Origin of the sequence: Azospirillum sp. TSH20 (assembly GCF_003115935.1) — a bacterium.
Lineage (GTDB): Bacteria > Pseudomonadota > Alphaproteobacteria > Azospirillales > Azospirillaceae > Azospirillum.
In genome coordinates, this window is the sequence record NZ_LGQU01000003.1 from 35,578 (window position 1) to 59,978 (window position 24,401).

18 protein-coding genes are annotated in these 24,401 nt (G+C 68.9%); 17 read left to right on the forward strand and 1 reads right to left on the reverse strand.

What is annotated here, in order from left to right; translation table 11 throughout:
* The first annotated feature begins 35 nt into the window (after nucleotides 1–35).
* The 14 genes from tssK (at nucleotide 36) to TSH20_RS01535 (ending at nucleotide 18,725) form a co-directional block, all read left to right on the forward strand.
* Nucleotides 36–1,370, forward strand: a complete 1,335-nt coding sequence (gene tssK / locus TSH20_RS01470; protein ID WP_109073059.1) for a type VI secretion system baseplate subunit TssK — start codon at nucleotides 36–38, stop codon at nucleotides 1,368–1,370.
* A 30-nt stretch (nucleotides 1,371–1,400) separates the two neighbouring features.
* Entirely contained in the window at nucleotides 1,401–2,171 is a 771-nt protein-coding gene (locus tag TSH20_RS01475) for a hypothetical protein (RefSeq protein ID WP_109073060.1), read from the forward strand.
* Nucleotides 2,168–4,324 (forward strand): MFS transporter, encoded by a 2,157-nt coding sequence (locus TSH20_RS01480; RefSeq protein WP_109073061.1) that lies wholly within the window; start codon nucleotides 2,168–2,170, stop codon nucleotides 4,322–4,324. The genes TSH20_RS01475 and TSH20_RS01480 overlap by 4 nt, the downstream gene beginning before the upstream one ends.
* Before the next feature lie 5 nt (nucleotides 4,325–4,329).
* Nucleotides 4,330–5,412 carry an ABC transporter substrate-binding protein gene (locus tag TSH20_RS01485; protein WP_109073062.1) on the forward strand — a complete coding sequence of 361 codons (1,083 nt, stop codon included), beginning with the start codon at nucleotides 4,330–4,332 and terminating at the stop codon, nucleotides 5,410–5,412.
* Nucleotides 5,413–5,422: 10 nt separating this feature from the next.
* On the forward strand, nucleotides 5,423–6,214 hold the full coding sequence (locus TSH20_RS01490) for a GNAT family N-acetyltransferase (protein ID WP_109073063.1): 792 nt from the start codon (nucleotides 5,423–5,425) through the stop codon (nucleotides 6,212–6,214).
* On the forward strand, nucleotides 6,215–7,105 hold the full coding sequence (locus TSH20_RS01495) for a hypothetical protein (protein WP_247871532.1): 891 nt from the start codon (nucleotides 6,215–6,217) through the stop codon (nucleotides 7,103–7,105). It begins immediately after the preceding gene.
* The gene (locus TSH20_RS01500; protein WP_109073065.1) at nucleotides 7,102–8,535 is read left to right on the forward strand and encodes a HAMP domain-containing protein; all 1,434 of its coding nucleotides are present in this window, start codon (nucleotides 7,102–7,104) and stop codon (nucleotides 8,533–8,535) included. The genes TSH20_RS01495 and TSH20_RS01500 overlap by 4 nt, the downstream gene beginning before the upstream one ends.
* Before the next feature lie 9 nt (nucleotides 8,536–8,544).
* Complete coding sequence (locus TSH20_RS01505) at nucleotides 8,545–10,698, forward strand: PP2C family protein-serine/threonine phosphatase (RefSeq protein WP_109073066.1); 2,154 nt, start codon at nucleotides 8,545–8,547, stop codon at nucleotides 10,696–10,698.
* Between the two features lie 104 nt (nucleotides 10,699–10,802).
* Entirely contained in the window at nucleotides 10,803–11,141 is a 339-nt protein-coding gene (locus TSH20_RS01510; RefSeq protein ID WP_085089672.1) for an STAS domain-containing protein, read from the forward strand.
* A gap of 73 nt (nucleotides 11,142–11,214) precedes the next feature.
* On the forward strand, nucleotides 11,215–11,616 hold the full coding sequence (locus tag TSH20_RS01515) for a response regulator (protein ID WP_109073067.1): 402 nt from the start codon (nucleotides 11,215–11,217) through the stop codon (nucleotides 11,614–11,616).
* Nucleotides 11,617–11,884: 268 nt separating this feature from the next.
* Nucleotides 11,885–13,450 carry a BON domain-containing protein gene (locus tag TSH20_RS01520; protein WP_109073068.1) on the forward strand — a complete coding sequence of 522 codons (1,566 nt, stop codon included), beginning with the start codon at nucleotides 11,885–11,887 and terminating at the stop codon, nucleotides 13,448–13,450.
* Between the two features lie 243 nt (nucleotides 13,451–13,693).
* On the forward strand, nucleotides 13,694–14,302 hold the full coding sequence (locus TSH20_RS01525; RefSeq protein ID WP_109073069.1) for a TetR/AcrR family transcriptional regulator: 609 nt from the start codon (nucleotides 13,694–13,696) through the stop codon (nucleotides 14,300–14,302).
* 41 nt (nucleotides 14,303–14,343) lie between these two features.
* Entirely contained in the window at nucleotides 14,344–15,609 is a 1,266-nt protein-coding gene (locus TSH20_RS01530; protein WP_109073070.1) for an efflux RND transporter periplasmic adaptor subunit, read from the forward strand.
* Entirely contained in the window at nucleotides 15,606–18,725 is a 3,120-nt protein-coding gene (locus TSH20_RS01535) for an efflux RND transporter permease subunit (RefSeq protein ID WP_109073071.1), read from the forward strand. The genes TSH20_RS01530 and TSH20_RS01535 overlap by 4 nt, the downstream gene beginning before the upstream one ends.
* Nucleotides 18,726–18,993: 268 nt before the next feature.
* On the opposite strand, the gene TSH20_RS01540 is transcribed toward TSH20_RS01535, so the two are convergent.
* The gene (locus TSH20_RS01540; RefSeq protein ID WP_109073072.1) at nucleotides 18,994–19,458 is read right to left on the reverse strand and encodes a hypothetical protein; all 465 of its coding nucleotides are present in this window, start codon (nucleotides 19,456–19,458) and stop codon (nucleotides 18,994–18,996) included.
* A gap of 265 nt (nucleotides 19,459–19,723) precedes the next feature.
* Between TSH20_RS01540 and TSH20_RS01545 the strand changes: the two genes are divergently transcribed.
* From TSH20_RS01545 to TSH20_RS01555, 3 genes are all read left to right on the forward strand, one after another.
* Nucleotides 19,724–21,712, forward strand: coding sequence for a PAS-domain containing protein (locus TSH20_RS01545; RefSeq protein ID WP_109073073.1), 1,989 nt, complete (start codon nucleotides 19,724–19,726; stop codon nucleotides 21,710–21,712).
* 169 nt (nucleotides 21,713–21,881) lie between these two features.
* A complete protein-coding gene (locus tag TSH20_RS01550; RefSeq protein ID WP_085089665.1) occupies nucleotides 21,882–22,094 on the forward strand; it encodes a hypothetical protein in 213 nt (70 codons plus the stop codon).
* A 180-nt stretch (nucleotides 22,095–22,274) separates the two neighbouring features.
* Entirely contained in the window at nucleotides 22,275–24,326 is a 2,052-nt protein-coding gene (locus TSH20_RS01555; protein WP_158281935.1) for an ELWxxDGT repeat protein, read from the forward strand.
* Nucleotides 24,327–24,401: the final 75 nt, after the last annotated feature.

Consider the following 24,401-nt stretch of genomic DNA (forward strand, 5'->3'; position numbering starts at 1 on the left):
ACGACGACCACCAGCCTGCAAGAGGGAAAGCGCCCATGAGTTGGGACGACAAGGTCATCTGGTCCGAAGGCATGTTCCTGCGGGCGCAGCATTTCCAGCAGCAGGACCGTTACGTCGAACGGCTGGTGCGCGGTCGGGTGGCCGGCCTGCGCCCGTTCGCCTGGGGCATCAGCGAGCTGACGATCAACCGCGAGCTTCTGGCCGTAGGCAAGTTCGCTGTGCTGCGCTGCAAGGGCATCCTGGAGGATGGGACGCCGATCAACATCCCCGACGACGACGATCCGCCGCCGCCGCTCGACCTGCCGGAGACGCTGGCCAACAGCATCGTCTATCTGGCCCTGCCGGTGCGCCAGCGCGGCGGCGTGGAGTTCGAGGTCGGCGAGAGCGCCGACGCCGCCACCCGCTATGTCGGCGAGGAGACGGAGACGGTCGACGCCATCGCCGGGTCGGCCAGCGTGTCGCGCATCCGCACCGGGCGGCTGCGCCTGCGCTACCGGCTGGAACGGCAGGAGCGTGCCGGCTACCACTGCCTCGGCCTCGCCCGCATCCAGGAGGTGCGGTCGGACCGCCGGGCCACGCTGGACGAGCGCTATATCCCGCCGGCCCTGAACGTCCAGGCGCTGGCCCCGCTGGCCGGCTACGTCACCGAAATCCAGGGACTGCTGAACAGCCGGTCGGAGGCGCTGGCCGCCCGCGTCGCCGGGTCCAACGGGCGCGGCGCCGGCGAGATGGCCGATTTCCTGATGCTTCAGGTCGCCAACCGCTCCGAACCGCTGTTCGCCAACATCGCCCGCATGCCCGACATCCATCCGGAACGGCTGCACGGCATGATGCTGTCGCTGGCCGGCGAATTGGCCACCTTCACCGCGGTCAACAAGCGGCCACCTGCCTTCCCGCCCTATCGGCACGACGACCTGCAGGCTACGATGGAGCCGGTGATGGCGGAGATCCGCCGCTCGCTCAGCGCGGTGCTGGAACAGACCGCCATCCCCATCGACCTGCTGGAACGCAAATACGGCATCCGCGTCGGCACCATCGCCGACCGCTCGCTCATCACCACCGCCACCTTCGTGCTGGCGGTGCGGGCGGACATGCCGGGAGAGGCGCTGCGCCGCAACTTCCCGGCGCTGGTCAAGATCGGTCCGGTCGAACAAATCCGCGAACTGGTCAATGTCCAGTTGCCTGGCATCCGAGTAAGACCGCTGCCCGTCGCACCCCGGCAACTGCCCTATCATGCCGGGGCCGTGTATTTCGAACTCGAACGCGGTAGCCCGATTTGGAAACAGCTTGCAACATCGGGCGGAATCGCGGTTCATCTAGCGGGTGACTTCCCCCAAGTGGCGATGGAGCTTTGGGCGATCCGTGGCTGATGTATCACCAATTCGTCATGTAGGGATGCGATGAGGCTCGGCGGCGTGCTGGCCTTGCGCACGGGCGCCGTCATCGCCGCGACGGTGGCGACGGCCGTTCTGCTGTCGGTCGCCCTGTCCGGGCTGAAGTTCGAACAGAAGCTGCGCGAGGTCACGACGTCCCGCCTGACGGTGGTGGCGGACGAGATGAGGCGCCGGGTCGAATACGGGCTGACGCTGGGGCTCGACCTGTCCGAACTGGTCGATCTGCAGGCGCAGGCCGAACGCGCCGCCTCCGGCGAGGAGATCCTCGGGGTGGAGGTGGTGGACGACCGCGGCATCGTGCTGTTCGCGTCCGACCGCAACAGCGTCGGCCGCCCCAGCCCGGTCCATTGGAGCGAGGATCCCGGCAGCACGCTGCGCCAGCGCGTCGACGGCGACGTGCTGGTCATCGGCACCGGCGTGCGCAACAGCTTCGGCCAGACGGTGGGCGAGGTGATCCTGCGCTCTTCCCTCACCGGCCTGAAGGCGCGGGTCGCGGCGGTCGAAGACGGGCTGCGCCTCGGTACGCTGGCCCTGGTGCTGATCGCCGCGCTTGCGACATTCGCCGCCGTGTTCATCGTCGTGCGCCAGGGCGGCGGTCGCCGCGGACTGGCCGCCGGCGCGGCCCCGCTCGGCGTGGTGCGCGACCGTCTGAACCATGGCATCGCCGACGCCGACCGAGCGATGGAAGAACTGGAGCGGGAGCTGGATGCGATGGCTCCCCTCGGCAGTCCATCGGTGAACATGGCATCGCCGATGCCGAAAGGGGCCGTGCCATGACCGGAAAAGGACAGTCCAGCGCCGCGAAGGCCGCGCCGGCCCGGCAGCGCGACCCGATCAGCGCGCTGGTGCTGCGGCTGACCATCGTCACGGTGGCGGTCCTGCTCGTGGCGGCGGGGGCGGCGTCCTGGCTGTCGCTGCGCAGCTTCGACCCTCTCTTCCAACCGGAACTCGCGCGCAAGGCGCAGACGGTCGGCGGCCTGCTGGCGGCGCAGATCGACCGCGGCCTCGGCGTCCGCATCCCGCTGGACCGCATGGCCGGCCTCGACGCCCTGCTGGCGGCGGAGGTTGATCGCCACGACGACATCGCCTACATCGCGGTGACCGATCCTGCCGGACGCATCGTGGCGACGGCGGGCAAGCCGCTCGCCGGGCTGTCGTCCGTGCCGGCCGGCCGCCTGTCAGGCCCCGCCGACGGGCGGCTGGTGAGCGGCTTCGTCGATGTCGAGAACCCGCTGGGCGGGACCGGCGCATCGGCCGGCGCGCTGCATGTCGGCATCGACAGCGCCTTCCTGGCGAAGGCCTCCACCGATCTGGCGCTCGACGTGCTGTCGGTGGTCATCGTCTCCGTCCTGCTGATCTTCGAAGTGCTGCAGCTGGTGGTGAATCTCGCCATGCGGCGGGTGCTGACCCTGCGGCTGCTGGCCGACCGGGCGGAGGAGGGTGATTTCCGCGCCACCCTGCCCGTGATCCCCGAACCCGCCGGAGCGCAATCCGCCGGGGCCAATGACGACCGCGCGCTGGAAGGGGGCGTGCGGGCCGCGCTCGACAGCGTGAATGCCCGCCATGCCGGGCTCGCCGCGCGGGTGGCGGAGCTGCGGCGCCGGCTGGGCAATGACGATCCGCGGGTCGACCGGGCGGAGGCCGGGCTGGCCGCGCTCGCCGGCCGGTTCCGCTTCCGCGATCCGCAGGCCGCCACGCCGCCGCCGACGCCGCTGAACCTCGTCTTCCTGCGGCTGCCGGTCTTCCTGTTCTGCCTGTCGGAAGAGCTGTCGCGCCCCTTCCTGCCAGCCTATGCCAAATCCTTTGCCGGCGAGGTGCCGTGGCTGACGCCGGACATGGTGGTCAGCCTGCCGATCACGCTGTTCATGCTGATCTGGGCACTGTCGCAGCCGGGCGGGGCACGCTTCTCCGAACGCTGGGGCCGGGCGCGCTCCTTCACCATCGGGGCGCTGCTGGGCTCCGTCAGCCTGGCGCTGACCGCCTATGCCGGCTCGCTGTTCGAACTGATGCTGTGGCGCTGCCTGACCGCGCTCGGCTACGGGCTGGTGCTCATCACCGCGCAGGGCATCGTGGTGGACCACACCACGCCGCGCAACCGGGCGGCGGGCATGGCGATGTTCATCGGCGCCCTGCTGGCGGCCGGCGTCTGCGGCCCGGTCGGCGGCGGCATCATCGCCGATCAGGCGGGCTTCCGCGCCACGTTCCTGCTGGGCGCGGTCCTGGCTCTGGGCTCCGGCCTGTCGGTCAGCCTGCTGCTCCTGCGTGGCCGTTCCGCCGCGCGTCCGGCCGGCGCGGCGCCGCGTCCGGCGATGGGCAGCGCGCTGCCGCTGTTCCGCGACTTCCGCTTCTCCGCCCTGATGGTGCTGAGCGCGATCCCGACCAAGATCGCCTCCACCGCCTTCCTCTTCTGCCTCGTCCCGCTTCTGCTGACCGCCGACGGCGCCACCAAGGCGGAGATCGGCCGGGTGCAGATGATGTATTTCGTCGCCTTCATCCTGGTGTCACCGCTGGCCGCCAGCCTGTCCGACCGCTGGCAGGCGCGGCGCGGCTTCATCGCCGCCGGCGGCATCGGCACGCTGGCCAGCTGCCTGCCCATCGTCGCGACCCAGGCGTTGTGGGGGCCGCCGCTGGCCATCGCCCTGTTCGGGCTGTCACAGGCGCTGGTCGGCGCGCCGCAGCTGACGCTGGTCTCGCAGATCGCCCGCGAGGGCGGCCTGCAGGAGACCGCGGCCATCGGCTGGTACCGGCTGATCGAGCGGCTGGGCGGCGCGCTCGGCCCCGTCACCGCGATGGCGGTGGCGGTCGCCACCTCCTACCGGGAGGCGATGCTTGGCATCGGCCTTCTGTGCGGGGCGAGCGCCCTGCTGTTCTGGATTCTCTTCCGCACCGGCCGGCCGGCCACCCCAGCGACCCGGCCGCAGGAGGCTTGACCGCGATGAGCGCGAACTTCTTCGACGAGGACGACCTCCTCCGCATCCGCCGCCGTTCGCTGCTGCGGCTGGCCGCCGCCGGCGGGCTGGCGCTGCCGGGCCTGCCGCTGGCCGGCAACGCGCTGATCGGGTCGGCGCTCGCCGCCGGTGTGCCGGACAGGACCTTCCGCATCACCATGGTGCTGGGCCGCGGCGAGAGCGACAACGAATACGGCTTCAAGGACTATCTGGCGCGCCGCGGCCTGAAGGTCGACTACACCATCCGCAACACCGGCGGCGACACCGCCAAGCTGCCGGGCATCATCGAAGAGATCAAGGACACCCGCCCCGATCTGATCTACAGCTGGGGCACGCCGCAGACCCGCGGCCTCATCGGTCCCTTCGACCAACCCGATCCGCGCAAATACGTCACCGACATCCCGGTCGTCTTCACCTTCGTCGCCGCCCCGGTGGACGCGAAGATCGTACCCGACCTCGCCCGTTCGGGGCGCAACGTCACCGGCACCATCCACATCGCCCCCATCGCGGTCCAACTGAACACCATCCAGGCCTATCGCCCGATCAAGCGGCTGGGCGTCGTCTACAACCCGCAGGAGCGCAACTCCGTCCTCACCATCGAGGGGCTGCGGGCGGAGACGGCCCTGCGCGGGCTGGAACTGATCGAGGAGCCGGTGCCCCTGAACGACCGGGGCGAGCCGATTTCCGCCGCGGTTCCAGACGCCATCGCCCGTGCGGCGCAGCGCGGGGCGGAGATGCTGTATATCGGCCCCGACACCTTCATCGCCTTCCACAACCGCAGTGTCGTGGCGGCGGAGGCGTTGCGGCTGCATCTGCCGACCTTCTCCGTCACCGAGCTGATCGTGCGCACCGACAAGGCGATGCTGGCGCTGGCGAGCAGCGCCTACGGCATCGGCCGCTTCACCGCCTTCAAGGCGGCGCAGATCCTGCTGGACGGCGTCAAGCCGGCGGAAATCCCGGTGGAAACGCTGAAGCGCTTCTCCGTCATCATCAACATGGCCACCGTGCGGGCACTGGAATATTACCCGCCAATCGGCCTCCTGAACTTCGCGGAAATCATCGAATCGTGAGTGGCGAATTATGAGCGTCCTGCCCCCCGTCCCCATGCCGTTCGGCGCGATCCCCCTGCGCGGCGACGCCGCGCGCGCGGTCGCCGCCGTCCGCCTGCGGGCGCTGGCCGCCGACCTGCCGGACGGGCTGAGCGTCCGCATGATGGACCTGGACGATTCCAACCTGCTCGCCGACTTCCGCGTCCGCGTGGTGGCGACGCTGGAGGACCCCGACCATTACCGCATGGCGGGCGAGGTCGGGAACTTCGTCACCGACCATCTGGGCGACCGGGGCCTGACTGCCGGCATCTTCCGCAAGGGTGTGCTGGTCGCCTACGGCGCACTGGGCCTGCCGTCGGCCACCGATCCCAACCGGGGTCGCGACCTCGATCTGCCGGAAGCGGAGCTGCCCTGGGTCGCGCACATGTCATCGGCGATGGTCGATCCGTCGGAGCGCGGGCGCGGGCTGCATCACCGCCTGATCGACTGGCGGATCGAGGTGGCGGAGGCGCTCGGCCGCCGGCATCTCGTCACCACCGTCAGCACGCGCAACCACCGCAGCTGGGGTCATCTGGCGCGGCACGGCATCTATCCGAAGCGGCTGGTCCGCGTCGGCGGCGATCTGGTGCGGCTGCTGGTCCACCGCGACTTCACCGTCGACCCGGTCTTCGACACCGCCAGCGCCGAACTGGTCGCGGTGGAGGAACTGGCCTCCCGCTGGGACGTGTTCGACCGCGGCCATGTCTGGGGCCGCGTCGCGGCGGGCGAGGGGGCGTCGCAACGCTGGTACGCGCTGTGCGGCCGGGAGCGCGATCCGCGCTGATTGGGCCGCACTGATTGGGTGGCGCTGATCGCGCCGTTGCGGATCGGCCGGAGGGAGAAGACCGGGATGGGATCGGGCAGTTTCGGGGCGCGGCTGGCGGCGTTCGTGGCGGTGGCGGTGTTCGTCGCCGGCCTGTCCGCCGTCGTGCTGTGGACGCGCGAACAGGCGCGCCGCCTGGACGAGGCCGTGTCCTCCCAGGTCGGCTTCGTGCTGAGCGAGGCGAAAACGTCGCTCGAGACCCAGCTGAATCTCGGCCTGGCTCTGGGCGACCTGCCGCAGGTCGATGTGCTGCTGGCCCGTGCCCGCGCCGCCCTTCCAGGCATCCAGTCCGTCGCCGTTCTCGACGAGGCCGGCACCATTCTCTTCTCCACCAACGCGGTGGAGGTGGGGGAGGCGCTGCCGCCCCGCCCGGCATCGGCGTCCGACAGCCCTGGCGGCCCTGACGGCGACGTCAGCGGCTTCTGGTCGGAGGTGCGCGGGGCCGAGCGGGTCTATGGCGTCGGTCTCGCCACCAGCTTCGATACCGCGGCCGGCAGCGTGCTGGTGCGCATGCCGTCCGGCGCGATGGCCGAGCCGATGCGCCACTATGCCCTGACCCTGTCCATCGGCGCAGTTCTGATTGTGCTGCCGCTGGCGCTGGTCGGCTGGCTGGCCGGGCTGGGCATCGCCGCCGGGCCGCGGCGGTCTCTGGCGGATCTCGCCGCCACACTGGAAGGGCTGGGGGAGGGTGCGACCGCTCTTCCCGCCCCTTCCGCTGCCCAATCCATGGCCCGATCCACCGCCCAGGCACTCGGCCTGCCGGCACCCGCCTTCACCGATGCGGTGCGGCGGCGCCTGACCATCCTCGACGAGGCGGAGCGCGAAGTCGCCCGCCTGGACGAACTCGCATGACATCGCGCAGCCACCGCTCCTTCATGCTCGGCATTCCCGCCGTCATCCTGCTGGCCGCGGCGCTGGCTATGGCCGGGGTCGGGCTTCTCGGCACCTGGCTGGCGCAGGACCAGCTGGGCGAGGCGCGCGCCGGCAAGGCCGCCGCGGTGGCGGAGGCGGTTCAGCACGATCTGGAACGCGCCATCGGCTACGGCATCCCGCTTCCGCGCATCGAGGGGGTCGGCGCCTTTCTCCAGGGCATCGCCGACCGCAACGCTGACATCGGCTTCCTGGCGCTGACCGGCGCCGACGGCGCGCTTCTCCAATCGGCGGCCACCGGCGGCTCCCTTCCCGACCGCAAGCAGATGGAAACGCTGGCCGCCTCGCTGCGCAGCCTGCCGACGCCCGAGACCCGCGCCGCGACCCTCCAGCCGATCGAGCGCGACGGCTTCCTGATCCTGCGCCTGCCGGTGCGCATCGGCCGCCTGTCCTCGGAAGGCGGCGGCGGTGGGGTGGGGCAGCCGCCCGCCGGCCATGTGCTGGTTGGCGTACAGCCCGGTCAGGTGCGCGGTCAGATCGCCGGCGAGCTGGCGACCGTGGCGCTGGGCGGTCTGGCGGTCCTGCTGCTGCTGGCCGAACTGGCCGGCGTGCTGGCCCGTGCCAGCTTCCGCGCGCCGCTGCGCCGGCTGGCCCGCGCGATGGAGGAGGCCGCGGCCGGCCGTTTCGCCACGCTGCTGGGCCGCCGTCCGCGCGATCAGGTCGGCCGTCTGCTTTTCTCCTTCAACGCCGTGGTCTTTGGCCTGCACGAGCGCCGCCAACGCTTCGCCGCCCATGCGGAAGAGGTTCGTGCCGCCGTCTTCGACCCGGAGGTCGCCGAGGCCGTCGACCGCACCCGCCGCTCCGCACTGGAGGCGCTTGGCTCCGGTCTTGAGGCCGCTCCCCGGCGCGAGGTCGATTCCCGCGCCGACGACATCCATTCCTTCGCCCTGCTGGCGGCGTCCGCCGCGGCGATGCTGGCGCCGGGCATTGGGGCGGGTGCCGCGGACCTGTCCGGCGGCATGCTCGCCGCTCTGCCGGCGGTCGCGCTTGCCGGTCTGGCCGCCGGTTACGCGGTTCCCGCCCGCCTGCGCCGGATTGCCGCCCTGCTGACCGCGCTGCTTCTGCTGGCGGCGGCCGTCTTGGCGATCGGCGCCCTATCGGCGCTCGCTCCGGGCTTGCTCGGTGCGGCGTCGGGAGGCTTCGCCGCCGGGCTGGCGCTGTCCTATGTGCGGCGGCAGACCGGGGACGGTGGTCTTCCATCGATCCTGCGGGCGCTGGCGGTCGGTGTCCTGGCCGCGCTGCTTTGGGCGGTGGCGGTCGATTGGGACGGCGGCTTGCTTACCGCGTCGGCCCTGCTTCCCGCCGGGTTGGCCCTGCTGCTGGCGCGGCCTATCGTTGTTCCGCGGAGCTGAGAGGCCCCCATGCTGCTCCAGACCCGCATCATCCTGTTCGTGCTCGCCACCGTCACCATCGTGGCCGGCCTGCTTCTCGGGTTCGCCGCCCTGCGCGAGGACGCCGCCGACGAGCGCGCGCGCGAGCTTGAACTGGCACGGCTCGAAACCTCCTGGCAGCTCGCCGTTTCGGGCGCCGTCGGCCGCATCGACCAGGGGCTTGGCCGGCTGGCCGGCGACGCCGAGATCGCCCGCGCGGTCGAGGTGGAGGAGCGCGGCGCGCTCGACCGCCGGGTCGCCGCGTTGGGGATTCTCGCCGCCCCCGCCACCGGTGGCATCACCGACGTCAACCTGCTGTCGAAGTCGGGCGACCTGCTCTACAGCAGCGATCCGGCCTTCGATCCGGCGCCATTGCTGAATCGCGGCGCGCTCGACGCCATCCTGTCCGGGCAGAAGCTGGCGCGCGGCGTCCGTCTGGTCGATGGCGAGCGCCTGGTGGTGGTGGCCGGCGTGCCGATCTATGCCGGGACCGGGGCCGGCGGCGGCGCGGGCAGCGGGGCCGGCGTCACCGGTGCGGCGGTGGCCGGCCTGGACTTCGTCGCCGCGCTCGACGTGCTGCGGCGGACCACCGGCGGGCGCGTCTTCGCCGTCAGCCGCAGCGGCGCCGCCCTGGATGGAGAGACCGATCCGCTCTGGCCGGCGGTCAAGCCGCTGGTCCGACCGGCAGAGCGCAGCATCACCCATGTCGCCGATGGCGGGCGCCGCTATGCGCTGGCCAGCCTGCCGGTGGCCGATCTCGCCGGCGGCCGCGTCGCCACCGTGCTGATCGCCACCGACGTCACCCAGGCGGTGGAGGAGCAGGCGCTGTGGTCGGTCGCCTATGTCGCGGCGGTCGGGCTGGTGCTGCTGGGCGCGCTGGGGTTGCTCTATGGCTTCCTGCGGCGGAACTTCTCCACGCTCGACGGGGCGGTGAAGGCGCTTCAGGACCTCTCCCACGGTCGGTCCATGGGCTATGTCGAACTGCCGGCCGGCAATGACGAGATCGGCCGCATCGCCGGCGCGGTGGAGGTCTTCCGCGGCGTGATGCGCGAGATCGAGCGCAGCGCCGGCCAGCGCGAGCGCCGCCTGCGCCGTCAGCAACGCTTCATCCGCCGCCAGATGGAGGCGCTGGCCGTCACGCTGGAGGAGGATGCCCGCCAGACCCTGCTGGAGGAGCTTCGCCAGATCGAGGCCGAGACCCACGATGCCCAGTCCTCGCAATCCAAGGGGGTGGGCGACGAGCTTGGCCTGCTGGCGCTGGGCTTCTCCCGTCTGGCGACGCGGGTCAGCACCCAGCAGGTGCAGTTGACCCAGATGGTGCGCGACCTGCGCGAGGCCCTGGAGGACAAGCGCCGCCTCATCAGCCTGCAGCAGGAGCTGGAGATCGCCCGAACCATGCAGCTGACCATCCTGCCCCAGGTCTTCCCCGATCTGGCCGAGCTGGACATTGCGGCGCGCATGATCCCGGCCAAGGAGGTCGGCGGCGATTTCTACGACTTCTTCCCGATCTCCGAGCACAAGGTGGCGCTGGTCATCGCCGACGTGTCGGGCAAGGGCATCCCGGCCGCCTTCTTCATGCTGATCACCCGCACGATGCTTCGCGCCATCGCCGAATCGGGCGTCGGCCCGGCGGAGACGATGCGCCGGGTCAACAACCTGCTGGCGGCGGAGAACGAACAGATGATGTTCGTCACCGTCTTCTATGGCGAGTTGGACCTGCGCACCGGCGTGCTGGCCTATTCCAACGGCGGCCACAACCCGCCGCTGCGCATGACCGCGTCCGGCGCGGTGAAGGAGCTGGAGCGCACCCCCGGCATCGCGCTGGCCGCCATGCCCGACATGCCTTTCGGCGAGAAGAGCGTCATGCTCGACACCGGCGACATGGTCTTCCTGTTCACCGACGGCGTCACCGAGGCGTTCAACGGCGAGGAGGTGATGTACGGTGACCCCCGCCTTGCCGCCGCGGTCGCCGGCCAGTCCAGCGCGTCCGCCCGCGACGGGCTGGACGGGGTGCTGACCGATGTGGCCCGCTTCACCGCCGGGGCGCCGCAGTCCGACGACATCACCTGTCTCGTCCTGCGCTGGCGCGGGGCGGCGGACGCTCCGGTGTCCGCCCTGGCGGCGCTGTCCGATCCGGTCGCCTGACGGCGGCGGCCGGGAGGAAGCATCCGCTGCACCGCGAATGCATCGTCGGGCGCCAGCCGACATGGTATAAGCACCAACGTGGTAATTCGAGGCGAGGGCAGGGTATGAACATCACCGAACAGTCGGTCAACGGCGTCACCGTTCTGCGGGCGGAGGGGCGGATCGACAGCGGCAATGCCGGCGAATTCGAATCGGCTCTGCTGTCGGCCATCGGCGCCGAAGGCACGCGGCTTGTTGTCGATATGGCCCAGCTTTCCTACATCAGTTCTGCCGGGCTTCGTTGCCTGCTGGTCGCCGCCAAGGCGGCACGGACGAAGCGCGGCTCGATCGCCCTTTCAGCCATGGCGCCGCACATCCGCGAGGTGTTCGACGTCAGCGGCTTCTCGTCCCTGTTCGAGATCCATGCCGACGCGGCTGCGGCGGTTGCGGCGCTCGGCGGGTGAGGGGATAAGGGGCGGGCTTCCGCCGGCCGTTGCCGGCTTTTCGATAAGGCGGTTCCCAAAAGGAACCGGGTGTATGATGGGAAGTGCCATTCGGCCCAACATCCTGGTCGTGGAGGATTCTCCGGCCGTCCGCCTGTCCGTCGCCGGCTATCTGGAAGGGCGCGGTTTCGAGGTGACCGAGGCGGAGAACGGACGCGCGGCCATCCGCGCGCTCGACCGCCGCAGCTTCGACCTGATCGTCACCGACGTGCTGATGCCGGAGGTCGACGGGATCGAACTCATCAAGGCTGCCCGCAGCGCTCAGCCCGACGTGAAGATCCTGGCCATGTCCGGCGGGGCGCCCAACATGCCGGCGGGCTATCTCTTGAAGATGACGCGCATGTTCAATGCGGATGAGATCATCTACAAGCCCTTCCTCAATGAAGAGTTGGGGGCCGCGGTTGCCCGTCTGCTCGACCGTCCGCTGCCAAATTAAGCAGATCGACACGTCTGCCCAATAATGGGGCGCAAAAGAAAACGGCTTCGGTGCATGAAGCGCCGAAGCCGCAAGTGATGCGTGGAACCAACCGCTCTGCACCACGCAAGCGCCGTGCCAGAACTCTCGATATCGCCGGGGGGCGGCCGCTGAAAATCCGGAACGCCGTTTGACCGCTCCTGTTGTTCGGGGAAGGACGGGCGCGCCCACGCCTTTCGTGGCGCGAAGCCCGCACTCCAAGAATCCGGAAAAGAGGGAGCCGACCACGATGGCGCAGTACGAGAATCGGTGGCGGGGCGAAGGCCGCGACTGGCGCGACGACGACCGGGAGCCGAACCGGCATCGCGACTGGGGCGAGGGGCCGCAGCGCACCGGCGTCTATGGCCAAGACGACGACCGCCGTCACGAAAGCATGTATCGCACGCAGGCCCACCGCCACCAGGACGACCAGGGCCGCAGCTACCGCGACGCCGGCTATGGCGGGCACGTCGGCAACGAATCCGGCGGCTACGGCCGCGAGTCCTATTCCGACAGCGACGACCGCCGCGGCGATACCTCCCGCGAGATGGAGCGCGTCTATGACCGCAGCTTCGGCGGTGGCCGTGACATGAGCCGCGGCGGCTACGGCGCCGGCTATGGCGGGCGGTCCGGGTCCAGCGGTTATGGCGGCTATGCCGGCGCCGGCAATGCCGGGACCGAGGGCAATTACACCAACCGCGATGTCGGCAACGCCGATTACCGCGACCGCGATTACGGCGTGCGCCCCTATGGCGAGGGCGACCGTGGCGTGCGTGGCCGCGGCACGCTCGGCTATGGCGGGCGCGAGTATGGCGAACGTGACCGCGATTACGGCTCGCGCGGCTATGGTTCCCAGGGCGGCACCCAGAGCAGCGGCTATGGCGGCGGCTACGAAGCCGGCCGCGACCGTGGCGATTGGGAGCGTGGCGACTGGAGCCGGCGCGATTTCGGCGGCAGCTCCTCCACCAGCTACGGCGGCGGCCAAGGGGGCGGCGGCTACGAGCGTGACGACCGCAACCGCTCCTGGGTCGAGGATCGCAGCAGCATGCTCCGCGGCGGGCAAAGCCGTAGCGACTATGGCGGGGGCTATGCCGACGACCGGTACGAGCGCCGGGGCGACGACCGTGGCCGGAACCGTGATCGCGGCTTCTGGGAACAGGCCGGCGACGAAATCGCCTCCTGGTTCGGCGACGACGATGCCGAACGCCGCCGCCGCGAGGACGAACGCCGTGCCTCCCAGCATCGCGGCCGTGGCCCGCGCGGCTACAGCCGTTCCGACGAGCGCGTGCGCGAGGATGTCAGCGACCGCCTGACCGACGACGCTTACATCGACGCCTCCGACATCGAGGTGACGGTCAGCGGCGGCGAGGTGACGCTGACCGGCATGGTGCCCGACCGCCACACCAAGCGCCGGGCCGAGGATGTCGCCGAATCGGTGTCCGGCGTGTCGCACGTGCAGAACAACCTGCGCGTTCGCAGCCAGACCGGCAACCAGAGCGCCACCGGCTGGGGCAGTTCCACCGGCGCCGGGGCCTCCGCCATGGCGACCGCGGGCGGCGGCACCACCTCCACGTCGATGTCCGGGACCACCGGCGGCCATCAGGGCTCCGACACCACCACCGCAGGCAGCGCCGCCGGGCTCGGCATGGGGACCGGCGCCAACACCGGCTCGGCTTCGCCGACCAGCACGGGGACCGGCGCCGGCACCAGTGGCGGCCCGGCCGGAGCCTCCGCAGGCACCGGGTCGATGGCCGGCTCCACCACGGGCGTGACCGGCTCCACCGGCACCGGCCGCTCTCCCAGCACCCGAAGCTGACCGGCAGGCATCGCCTTCCGATACAAGGGCGCGAAGCCCGGCCTCCCAGGCATCTCCGCCTGGGCAGGTCGGGCTTCGCGCCTTTTTCGCGAGGGAACGGCGCCTGCCGTCGTCACGCCGTCAGTCCCTTGCCGGGCAAGGGTTTTCCGCAGATGACGCGGAATTCATTTTTCTTGGAGACTGGTTCCTTGACACTCTAAGGATCTCGACTATCGTCAGTTTTGAAACCCGTGAGTTCCATTCATGCCTCTTGATGCGGAAGAGATACCTGACTGGCGCGCTCGCCGGCGCGAGGTGATCCTCAACGCCGCGGCGGAGCTGTTTGCCGGCCGCGATTACGCCTCCGTCCAGGTGGAGGAGGTGGCGAAGCGGGCTGGCGTGGGCAAGGCCACGCTCTACCGCTACTTCCCCTCCAAGGAAGAGCTGTATCTGGAATCGCTCGAACGGGCTCTGGGCGGGCTGGAGCACAAGCTGAACGCCGAACTGGCGCCGCAGCAGGTTCCCGCCTCCGTCCGCCTGTCGGCGATGGTCTCCGCCCTGGTCGGCACGCTGAGCGAGCAGTTGCAGACGTTGAAGCTGCTGGGCGGCGATCAGTCCGATCTGGCCGACCGCAGCCGCCGCATCCTACGCCGCCGCAGCCAGCGCAGCGCGACGGCCCTGCAACAGGTCCTGGCGGAGGGCATGCAGTCGGGTGAATTCCGCAAGATCGATCTGGAGATCGTTCCGTTGCTGATCATCGGCATGGTCCGTGGCGGGATCATGCAGGTGGGCGACCGCCCGCGCGAGGCGCTGGAGCGCTCCGTCATCGATCTTCTGATGTCCGGCATCACCAACCTGCCCCCCTTCATATAAGCGCTGCCGGACCCCGGCTCCGGCGTCTGGAGTCCTCGCCTATGAGACGGTTTTTCCTGGTCCTGCTTGTTGCCGCACTGATCGGCGGCGGCGGGTACTATTGGTATGCGTCCCACACCGGCGGGGCGGGCAGCGGGACCACGGCGGGTGGGGCGGCGAATGGGGCGAAGACCCAGGCGCAGGCATCCGCCCGCACCGTGCCGGTGGTGACCCAAAAGGTGGCGGTGCAGGCGGTGCCGGAGCAGATCGTCACCATCGGCAGCGTCCAGCCCATCGCCGCCATCGCCATCAAGGCCCGCGTCGACAGCGTCGTGGAGACCGTTGCCTTCACCGAGGGGCAGGAGGTGAAGGCCGGCGACATTCTGTTTACGCTCGACAGCCGCTCGCTCGACGCCCAGCTGCGTCAGGCCCAGGCCAATCTGGAACGCGACCGCGCCAATCTGGACAAGGCCAAGGGCGACGTGAAGCGCTATGGGGAGCTGGTGCGCACCAGCGCGATTTCCCGCACCACCTATGACGCCGCCGTCGCCACCGCCGATGCGTTGGAAGGCACGGTGAAGGCCGACCTCGCGGCGATCGAGGCGGCGAAGGTGGCGCTCAGCTTCACCCGCATCACCGCGCCGATGGACGGCCGTACCGGCACCATCACCGCCAAGGTCGGCACCATGGTGCGCGCCGCCGACGCCAACCCGCTGGTCACCCTGACCCAGCTTCGTCCGATCAACGTCGCCTTCAACGTTCCGGAAAAGCACCTCCCGGCGATCCGCGCCGCGATGGCCGCCGGCTCGCCTGCCGTGACTGCCAGCATCGCCGGCAGTCACGGCGAGACGGCGCAGGGCAAGCTGTCCTTCGTCGACAGCCAGGTCGACCAGCAGACCGGCACCATTCTGGTCAAGGGCGAGTTTCCGAACGCCGACACCCGGCTGTGGCCGGGCCAGTTCGTCGACACCGTCCTGACCCTGCGGGTCGAGCAGAACGCGCTGACCATCCCCGATCTGGCGGTGCAGACCGGCCAGAAGGGCCGCTTCGTCTATGTCGTCAAGCCCGACGAGACGGTGGAGGTCCGCCCGGTTACCGTCGAGCGCAGCCATGGCGGCCTCAGCGTCGTCGCCTCCGGCCTGCAGGCCGGGGAGCGGGTGGTGGTCGACGGCCAGTCGCGCCTGTTCCCCGGCGCCAAGATCAGCGAACGCGCCGGCAAGCCGGCCGCACCCCCATCCGGTGAGACGGCCGAAGGCGGCCGGCGGCAGGGCTCCGCCGTTGAGGAGACCGCCGGCACCCGGACGCAGACCACCGGGGGTGCGACGTGAACCTCTCCGAACTCTGCATCCGCCGTCCGGTGATGACCATTCTCCTGACGGCGGCGCTGGTGCTGAGCGGTCTGGCGGCCTACCGCCAGCTGCCCACTGCGGCGCTGCCGCGGGTGGATTTCCCGGTCATCAGCGTCAGCGCCAGCCTGCCCGGTGCCTCGCCGGAGACGATGGCGGCGTCGATCGCCAGCCCGCTGGAGCGCGAGTTCTCCACCATCGCCGGCATCGACACCATCACGTCGAACAGCACGCTCGGCAACACCAGCATCACCATCCAATTCGTGCTGGAACGCGACATCGACGCGGCGGCGGCCGACGTGCAGGCGGCCCTCGCCCGCACCCAGCGCCGGCTGCCGGCGGAGATGACGACGCCGCCCAGCTACCGCAAGGTCAACCCGGCCGACCAGCCGATCCTGTTCCTGTCGCTGAACTCGCCGACCCTGCCGCTGGCTCGCCTGAACGACATCGCCGAGACGCTGATCCAGCCAAAGGTCGCGACCCTGCCGGGCGTGGCCCAGGTGCAGATCTACGGCTCGCAGAAATACGCCGTTCGGATTCAGGTCAACCCCAACGCCCTGGCTTTGCGCGGCATCGGTATCGACGAGTTGCAGAAGGCGCTGGCCGCCGCCAACGCCAACACCCCCGTCGGCACCCTGACAGGCCAGCAGCAGCAGCTGGTGATCGCCGCCAACCCGCAGCTTCCCGACGCCGACGCCTTCCGCCAGTTGATCGTCGCCTATCGCAACAACGCCCCTGTGCGGCTGGGCGACGTGGCGAAGGTGCTGGACAGTGTGGAGAACGACCGCACCGCCAGCTGGCTGAACGGCACCCGCAGCATCATGCTGGCGGTCCAGCGCCAGCCCGACGCCAACACGGTCGACGTGGTGGACCGCGTGCGCGAGCTGGTCCCGGTCTTCCAGACCCAGCTTCCGGCCGCCGCCGCCATCCAGGTGGTCAACGACCGCTCGCAGTCGATCCGTCAGGCGGTGGAGGACGTGCAGTTCACCCTGGGCCTGACCATCGTGCTGGTCGTTCTGGTGATCTTCCTGTTCCTGCGCCGGCTGTCGGCGACGCTGATCCCGGCACTGGCCGTGCCGATCTCGCTGATCGCGACGGCGGGCGGCATGCATCTGCTGGGATTTTCCGTCGACAACATCTCGCTGATGGCGCTGACCCTGGCGGTCGGCCTCGTGGTGGACGATGCCATCGTGATGATGGAGAACATCGTCCGCTATGTCGAAGAGGGGATGAAGCCGTTCGAGGCCGCGATCAAGGGCTCCCGCGAGATCGGCTTCACCATCCTGTCGATCACCCTGTCGCTGGTCGCCGTCTTCATCCCGATCCTGCTGATGGGCGGCGTGGTCGGGCGTCTGTTCCATGAATTCGCCCTGGTCGTCACCATGTCGATCGCCGCATCGGCCTTCGTGTCGCTGACGCTGACGCCGATGATGTGCTCGCGCTTCCTCACCCACGCCCATGACCAGAAGGAAGGGTGGTTCGGCCGCACGCTGGAGGCGGGCTTCTCCGCCCTGCTGAACGGCTATGGACGGACCCTGCGCTGGACCCTGCGCCACCGGCCGCTGATGGGGCTGGTGATGATCGGCACCATCATCGGTACCGGACTGCTCTATCAGGCGATCCCCAAGGGTTTTTTCCCGACCGAGGACATCGGCCAGATCTTCGTGACGACGGAGGCGCGGGCCGACATCGCCTTCCCGTCGATGGCGGAACGGCAGCAGCAGGTCGCCGCCATCGTCAAGGCCAACCCGGCGGTGGTCGACGTCATCTCCTCCGTCGGGACCGGCGGCAACACCGGCAACCAGGGCCGCATGTTCATCACCCTGAAGCCGCGCGACGAGCGTCCGTCGGCGACCGAGGTGATCCAGCAGCTTCGCCGTCAGGTCGCCGGCATTCCGGGCATGGCGGTCTACATGCAGCCGGTGCAGAACCTGCGCATCGGCGGCCGTGCATCCAAGAGCCTCTATCAGTACACCATCCAGGGCCTGGACCTGGACGAGCTGTACCAATGGTCCGGCCGGCTGGAGCAGGCGCTGCGCGGCATCCCCATCCTGCAGGACGTCACCAGCGACCTTCAGCTCAACAACCCCCAGGCCTATGTCCACATCGACCGCGAGAAGGCGGCGACGCTGGGCATCGGCGTCGATCAGGTGCGCTCGACCCTCTACAGCGCCTTCGGCCAGCGGCAGGTCTCGACCATCTACACCCCCAGCAACGACTATCAGGTGCTGATCGAACTGGAGCCGAAATACCAGGGCGACGACAGTTCGCTGTCGCGCATCTATGTCCGTTCCACCACCAGCGGCAAGCTGGTGCCGCTCGACGCCTTCGCGCGGGTGGAGCGCACGGCCGGTCCGCTGGCGGTGGCCCACCAGGGGCAGCTTCCCGCCGTCACCCTGTCCTTCAACCTGGCGCCCGGCGCCTCGCTCGGGCAGGCGGTCGACCTGATCCGCGGGGCGGAGCGCGAGATGGGGCTGCCCGCCACCATCACCACCGGCTTCGCGGGCACCGCCCAGGTGTTCCAGGACGCTCAGGCGGGGCAGGCGCTGCTGTTGGCGGCGGCGGTGCTGGTGATCTACATCGTGCTGGGCGTGCTGTACGAGAGCTTCATCCACCCGCTGACCATCCTGTCCGGCCTGCCCTCGGCGGCCATCGGCGCGCTGGCGACGCTAATTCTGTTCGACACCGAACTCAGCGTCATCGCCATCATCGGCATCCTGATGCTGATCGGCATCGTGAAGAAGAACGCGATCATGATGATCGACTTCGCGGTGGAGGCGCGGCGCAACGGCATGGCGGCGCGCGACGCCATCGAGCAGGCCTGCCTGCTGCGCTTCCGCCCGATCATGATGACCACCATGGCGGCGATCATGGGCACCCTGCCCATCGCCATCGCCCACGGCGCCGCCGCCGAACTGCGCCAGCCGCTGGGTCTCGCCGTGGTCGGCGGGCTGTGCGTGTCGCAGGTGCTGACGCTTTACATCACGCCGTCACTTTACCTCTACATGGAGGATTTCGGCCACTTCGTCGGCAACCTGTTCCGCAGCCGGAAGGCGGACCTGCCCCACGGCCCGATGCCGGCCAGCGGGGACGATTGATGGGGGAGACTGTATTTCCCTCTCCCTTGGTGGGAGAGATCAACTTACACATCTCGGCCACATCTCGGCGTCGTGTGAAGCATTGGAATAAAATTACTTCATTGGCCGTCTCTCCGGCGAAGGCGAGAATCCAGACTTTGGAAGCACCTGCACTGGAGACTCTGGATCCCCGCCTTCGCGGGGATGACGCGAAGTTCCCTTGCTTCCAGAGACTTAGCTATGTCTGGAAGTGGATGAACGCCATAGCCGGGGGCAACCGTCCGGAACCTTACACCGCGATCTGCGTGACCATCGGCGTGTTCACCCCGGCATCGGCGCGGCGGTAGGCGTCGATGGCCTCCGACCAGGGTTCGATGGTCAGGCCGCTGCCCATGGCTTCCTGATGGATGCTTTGCGCGACATAGCCGGCATTGGGAAGAGCGTTCAGCGGCACCGGCCCGCCATTGACCGGTCCGGCGTTCTCATCCGCACCGCCGATGGCAAATCCGCCGGCCGAACCCGCCGACGATTTCGCCCGTGTCGCCGTCGAGTCGGCATCGGCGCGCCCGCTGCTCTGCAGGGCGTCGCCGGTCGCCTCGGTGCCGTCCTTGCCGCGCTTGCGTTCCTCTTCGCCCGGGATGCGGCGGATTGGTTGCACCGCCGCGGCGTCGCTCGCCAGCATCTGACGCAGCTTCGCGAGGCCCGCGTTGGGCGACGTGCCGGTCGGTGCGGGAAGGGCGGCCAGTCCGGACAAGGGGCGGTTACCTCAAAACAGCCGATGGAACACGGGAGAAGCGCAGCAGCGCCGACGCAGTATTGCTCATCCGGCGATCTTGCACAAACCACCTGCGATTCGAAACAGGGTAGTGTGGCAAAGGTTCCGAAATACTTAAAATGCCCCACAAATGTCTCCGTATTGCGACTCCATGGCGCAGAGGAGAACTCGGCAGGAGGGAATGGGGCTGTTACAGTAGCCCGTTCGATAGCGGACCAGCGAAACGACGGATGGCACCCAGACCTTGCCGGCCCAGATTCCCGACCTTCCCCAGAGTCCTGAATATCTGGCGACCCGTCCTCTTCCGGGTGACGGACCTGGGCCGGAGCCCGCAACCGGCGACGATCTCGCCGTGCTGGCTTTGGAGCAGATGGACCAAGGCGTGATGCTGGTCGATGCCGACCTGACGGTGCGCGTCATCAACGGGCGGCTTTACGAGATGTTCGAGGTGCCGCGCGGCTACATGCCCGGCGCCGACTATGCCCGCATCGTCCATTACCTCGCCCACCGCGGCGAATACGGTCCCGGCGACCCCGAAGCCATTGCCGCCCACAATCTGGATCGTGCGCGCCGCGGCGATCCGCCCCTGTACGAGCACCGCCGCCCCAATGGCCGGGTGCTGGAGGTGCGGACCCGTCCGACCTCCGGCGGCGGATTCCTCCGCACCTATTCCGACGTGACCGAGCGTCGGCGGGCGGAGGACGAGCTTGCCACCCAGCGCCATCTGCTGCGCCTGACACTGGAGAATATGGGGCAGGGCATCGTCCTGCTCGACCGCGACCTGCACTACATCGCTTGGAACAGCAACGCGCTGGACATCTTGGGCGTTGGCGAGGAGTTGATGCGCGCCAACCCGGCGCTGCCCGACGTGGTGCGGCACCAGATCGCCAACGGCATCGTCGGACTGCCGTCCGGCGCCCCCGATTTCGGCGACGACCTTGACGCCAAGACCGTCTATCTGATGGACCGTATCGGCCGGCCGGAGCGGGAGTTCGTCTATGCCCGGCCCCAGGGCGACGGCCGGTTCATCGAGGTGCGGGTGGTGCCGCTGCCGGACGGCGGGCAGGTGCGGACCTTCACCGACATCACCGACCGCCTGATCGCCGACGAGGCGTTGCGTCAGGGCCGCGAGATCCTGACCGGGGTGATCGATGCCATCCCGGCCCTGATCGACGTGAAGGACCGCGACGGCACGGTGCGCCTGACCAACCGTTACTACCGCGAGACCTACGGCCCCGCTGCCGCTCCGCCGCCCGGCCCCTCCACCGACCGCGCCACCGCTCTCGACCGGCTGGTGGTGGACAGCGGCCAGGGCGTCCCCTTCCACGAGGACCGCGCCCCCGACGGCGATGGCGCGATGCGCGACTGGCTGACCACCAAGATGCCGCTGACCGACGATGACGGCGAGGTCACCCACATCGTTACCGTGGCGCTCGACATCACCGCGAGAAAGCGGGCGGAGGCCGAACTGCGCGACGCCCAGGCCAGCCTGATCCAGGCGGAGAAGCTGTCCTCGCTGGCCCAACTGGTCGCCGGCGTGGCGCATGAGGTGAACACCCCCATCGGCGTCACCCTGACCGCCATCTCTCATCTGGCGGAGGAGGTCGGCCGCATCCGCACCTTGTTCGAGGAGAACCGCATCCGCCGCAGCGATTTCCGGGACTTCCTGGACGTCGCGTGGGAATCGACGCGGATGATCCTGTCGAACGTGGAGCGCGCCACCGGCCTGATCCAGAGTTTCAAGCAGGTCGCCTCCGACCAGGCCAGCGGCGAGCGCCGCGCCTTCGACCTCGCCGCCTATGTCGACGAAGTGCTGCTGAGTCTGCGCCCGCGCCTGCGCCGCACCCGCGTGACTGTGGAACTGGACATTCCCGCCGGCCTGATCGTCGACGGCTATCCCGGCTCCTTCGCGCAGGTGCTGTCGAACCTGATCATCAACGCTCTGGTCCACGCCTTTGACGAGGGCGAGCCTGGCCGCATCCTATTGTCCGCCCGCGAGCAGCCGGCCGGCTGGATCGAAATGCATTACGCTGACGACGGCAAGGGCATTCCCGCCGACATCCGCTCCCGCATCTTCGACCCCTTCTTCACGACCAAGCGCGGCCTGGGCGCCAGCGGCCTGGGCCTCAGCATCTGCGCCAACATCATGACCGGCACCATGCGCGGCAGCATCGCGCTGGAGGATGGCGAGGGGAAGGGCACGCGCTTCGTGCTGCGGTTTCCGGTGGGGTAGGGCAGACGTTGGCGGCGTGCGGAGATGTCCACCTGTGCCATCAATGCAAATCAACAGGAACTGCCAAACCCTTGCGAATTCGCAATGCCGCCCGATCATTGACTCATTAGGCTGTGCTCATATTACCCATCAAAGCCGCGCATCGCGGCACCGGAATGGAGCACATACCATGGCGACCCACACCGACCTGAACGCCCCGATCTATGAGCACTTCAACCCCGGCATCTTCCTGCTCGGGCTGTTGGCTGCGGCGTTGATGCTGCTGATCCTGCCGATCGGCTTCATCTTCCACCCGAGCATCATCCTCTACGCCGCCCTTCTCGGCACCGCGCTGTTCTTCGTCGCCATTTGGAAGATGACCGCCGGATCCAAGCGGACCTGATCCACGCGGACTGGACAGGGTCAAACTTCAAGGAAGCGAGAGGTACTCAGCGCGTGAGCGTTTCTTCCCGGCCGGATGCGGCGGCCGGTGCAATTGGAGATTGCCCGACGCGCACTACCTCCGGTCCAGCAATCATCGGACATTGGCCATGCTTCGGCAACCCACAAGGAAGGCATGGTCATGGGAGGGGTATCTGCAAGTGAAAATGGCCTCTCACCGTCCGGACGGACCCTGACGGGAGGAAGCGGCCGCGACCTGCTGTTCGGCGGGGCAGGTGACGACACAATCACCGGCAACGGTGGCAACGACTACATGGAGGGCGGAGCGGGCCGCGACCGCTTCGTCCTCAGTCCCGGCGATGGTTGGGACTGCATCGGTGATTTCCGGGCCGGACGCGGCGGCGACGTGCTGGACCTCGGCAACTGGAAGGTGACCGGCGGACTTTCCAAACTCCTTGCCTCGTCCCACCAGGACAGCGATGGCCTCGTTCTTGAGTTCAGCGCGACTGATTCGGTCAAGCTGATGGGCGTGACCGCCGGCATGCTGACCGCCGACAATGTGCTGTTTGCCGACGTCGCCGGGCGGCAGATCGCGGGCGGTGCCGCGCGTGACCTGCTGTTCGGCGGCGCGGGTGACGACACCATCACCGGCAACGGCGGCAACGACTATATGGAAGGCGGTGCCGGCCGCGACCGCTTCGCCCTCAGCCCCGGGGACGGTTGGGACTGCATCGGTGATTTCCGGGCCGGAAGCGGCGGCGACGTGCTGGACCTGCGCGGCTGGACCGGCATTGGCGGCTTCGAGAAATTGCTGGCCGGATCGCATCAGGATGCCGACGGGCTGGTGCTGACCTTCGGGCCGACCGACAGCGTCAAGCTGATGGGCGTCACCCGCAACATGTTGACCGCGGAGAATTTTCTGCTCGGCAGCGATGTACCGGCCAAGGCAACCGCCGTGTTCGTGGCCAGCGACGCGCAGCATGGCAGTGAGCTTTGGGGAAGCGACGGCACCAACGCTTTCCTGCTTCGCGACATTGCCTCCGGCACCGCCGGCTCCGGCATCATCGGGCCGGTGAGCGCCGGCGGGCGGGTTTTCTTCTCCGCCGATGACGGCGTCCATGGCCGGGAACTGTGGGTGAGTGATGGTACGACGGCCGGTACCCGCATGGTGTCCGACATCTTGGCGGGCAGCAGCGGATCGAACCCGCTGGCGATGAGCGCCTTCGGCGACCGCGTGCTGTTCCAGGCGGATGACGGCGTGCACGGCACCGAGTTGTGGGTGAGCGACGGCACGGCGGCCGGCACCCATCTGCTGAAGGACATCTATGCAGGTCCGACACGCTCCAACCCCGGCGACTTCACCCAACTCGGCGACAACGTCTATTTCTCCGCCGAAGATGCGGAACATGGCGCCGCCCTGTGGAAGACCGACGGGACGACGGCCGGCACGGTGATGGTCAAGGACTTCCTGCCAGGGAACCAGGACCCGCCGGTGATGGTGATCATCCAGCCGTCACACCTGACCGCGGCGGGCGACCGGCTGTATCTGACCGCCTGGGACGGCACCGACGGCTTCACCCAGCTATGGGTAACGGACGGGACGGAGACGGGAACGACCAAGCTGCGCGGCGACCTGACCGACCTGCCGCAGTTCGGCCTCGACCTCGACATCGGGGCGGTCGGCAAGCAGCTTTACTTCAACGACGACGTCAATCTCTGGACCAGTGACGGGACGGTGGCAGGAACCCGGGAGGTCCGGCACAATTACCCCGACATCTACGCCAGGCCTCAGCAATTCACTGCCGCCGGCGATACGATGTACTACGTCAATTACGATCCCCATACCGGTTACGAAGTAATGGCGACCGACGACAGTGGTTCGGAAGGGAGGTTCCTTGGCGATCTCAATCCCGGACCGAACAGCAGCCGGCCGTTCGACCTCACCGCCGTCGGCGATACGATGTTTTTCGCCGCGGATGACGGCACCACCACCACGCTGTGGCAGAGCGGCGGCCACAGCTGGGACACCCGCAAGGTCGTCGATGCCGGCGGTGACGATATCTGGTCCTCCGTCACCAACCTCAGTGCGGTGGGCGGCGACCTCTATTTCAGCGCCAAGGACCAGTCGCAGGTCGACGCCATGTTCCGCCTCGACACCGGCAGCGGCGAAGTAACCCGGCTTGCCGGCTCCTACGGGCTGCCCCTGGGCGGGCCGACCGTAGTGGCGGTGTAGAAGCTTCCGGAGCAGTGCCGCAAAAGAAGGCGCCCTCCCCAGCATCACCGGGGAGGGCGCCTTTGCTTCAAATCA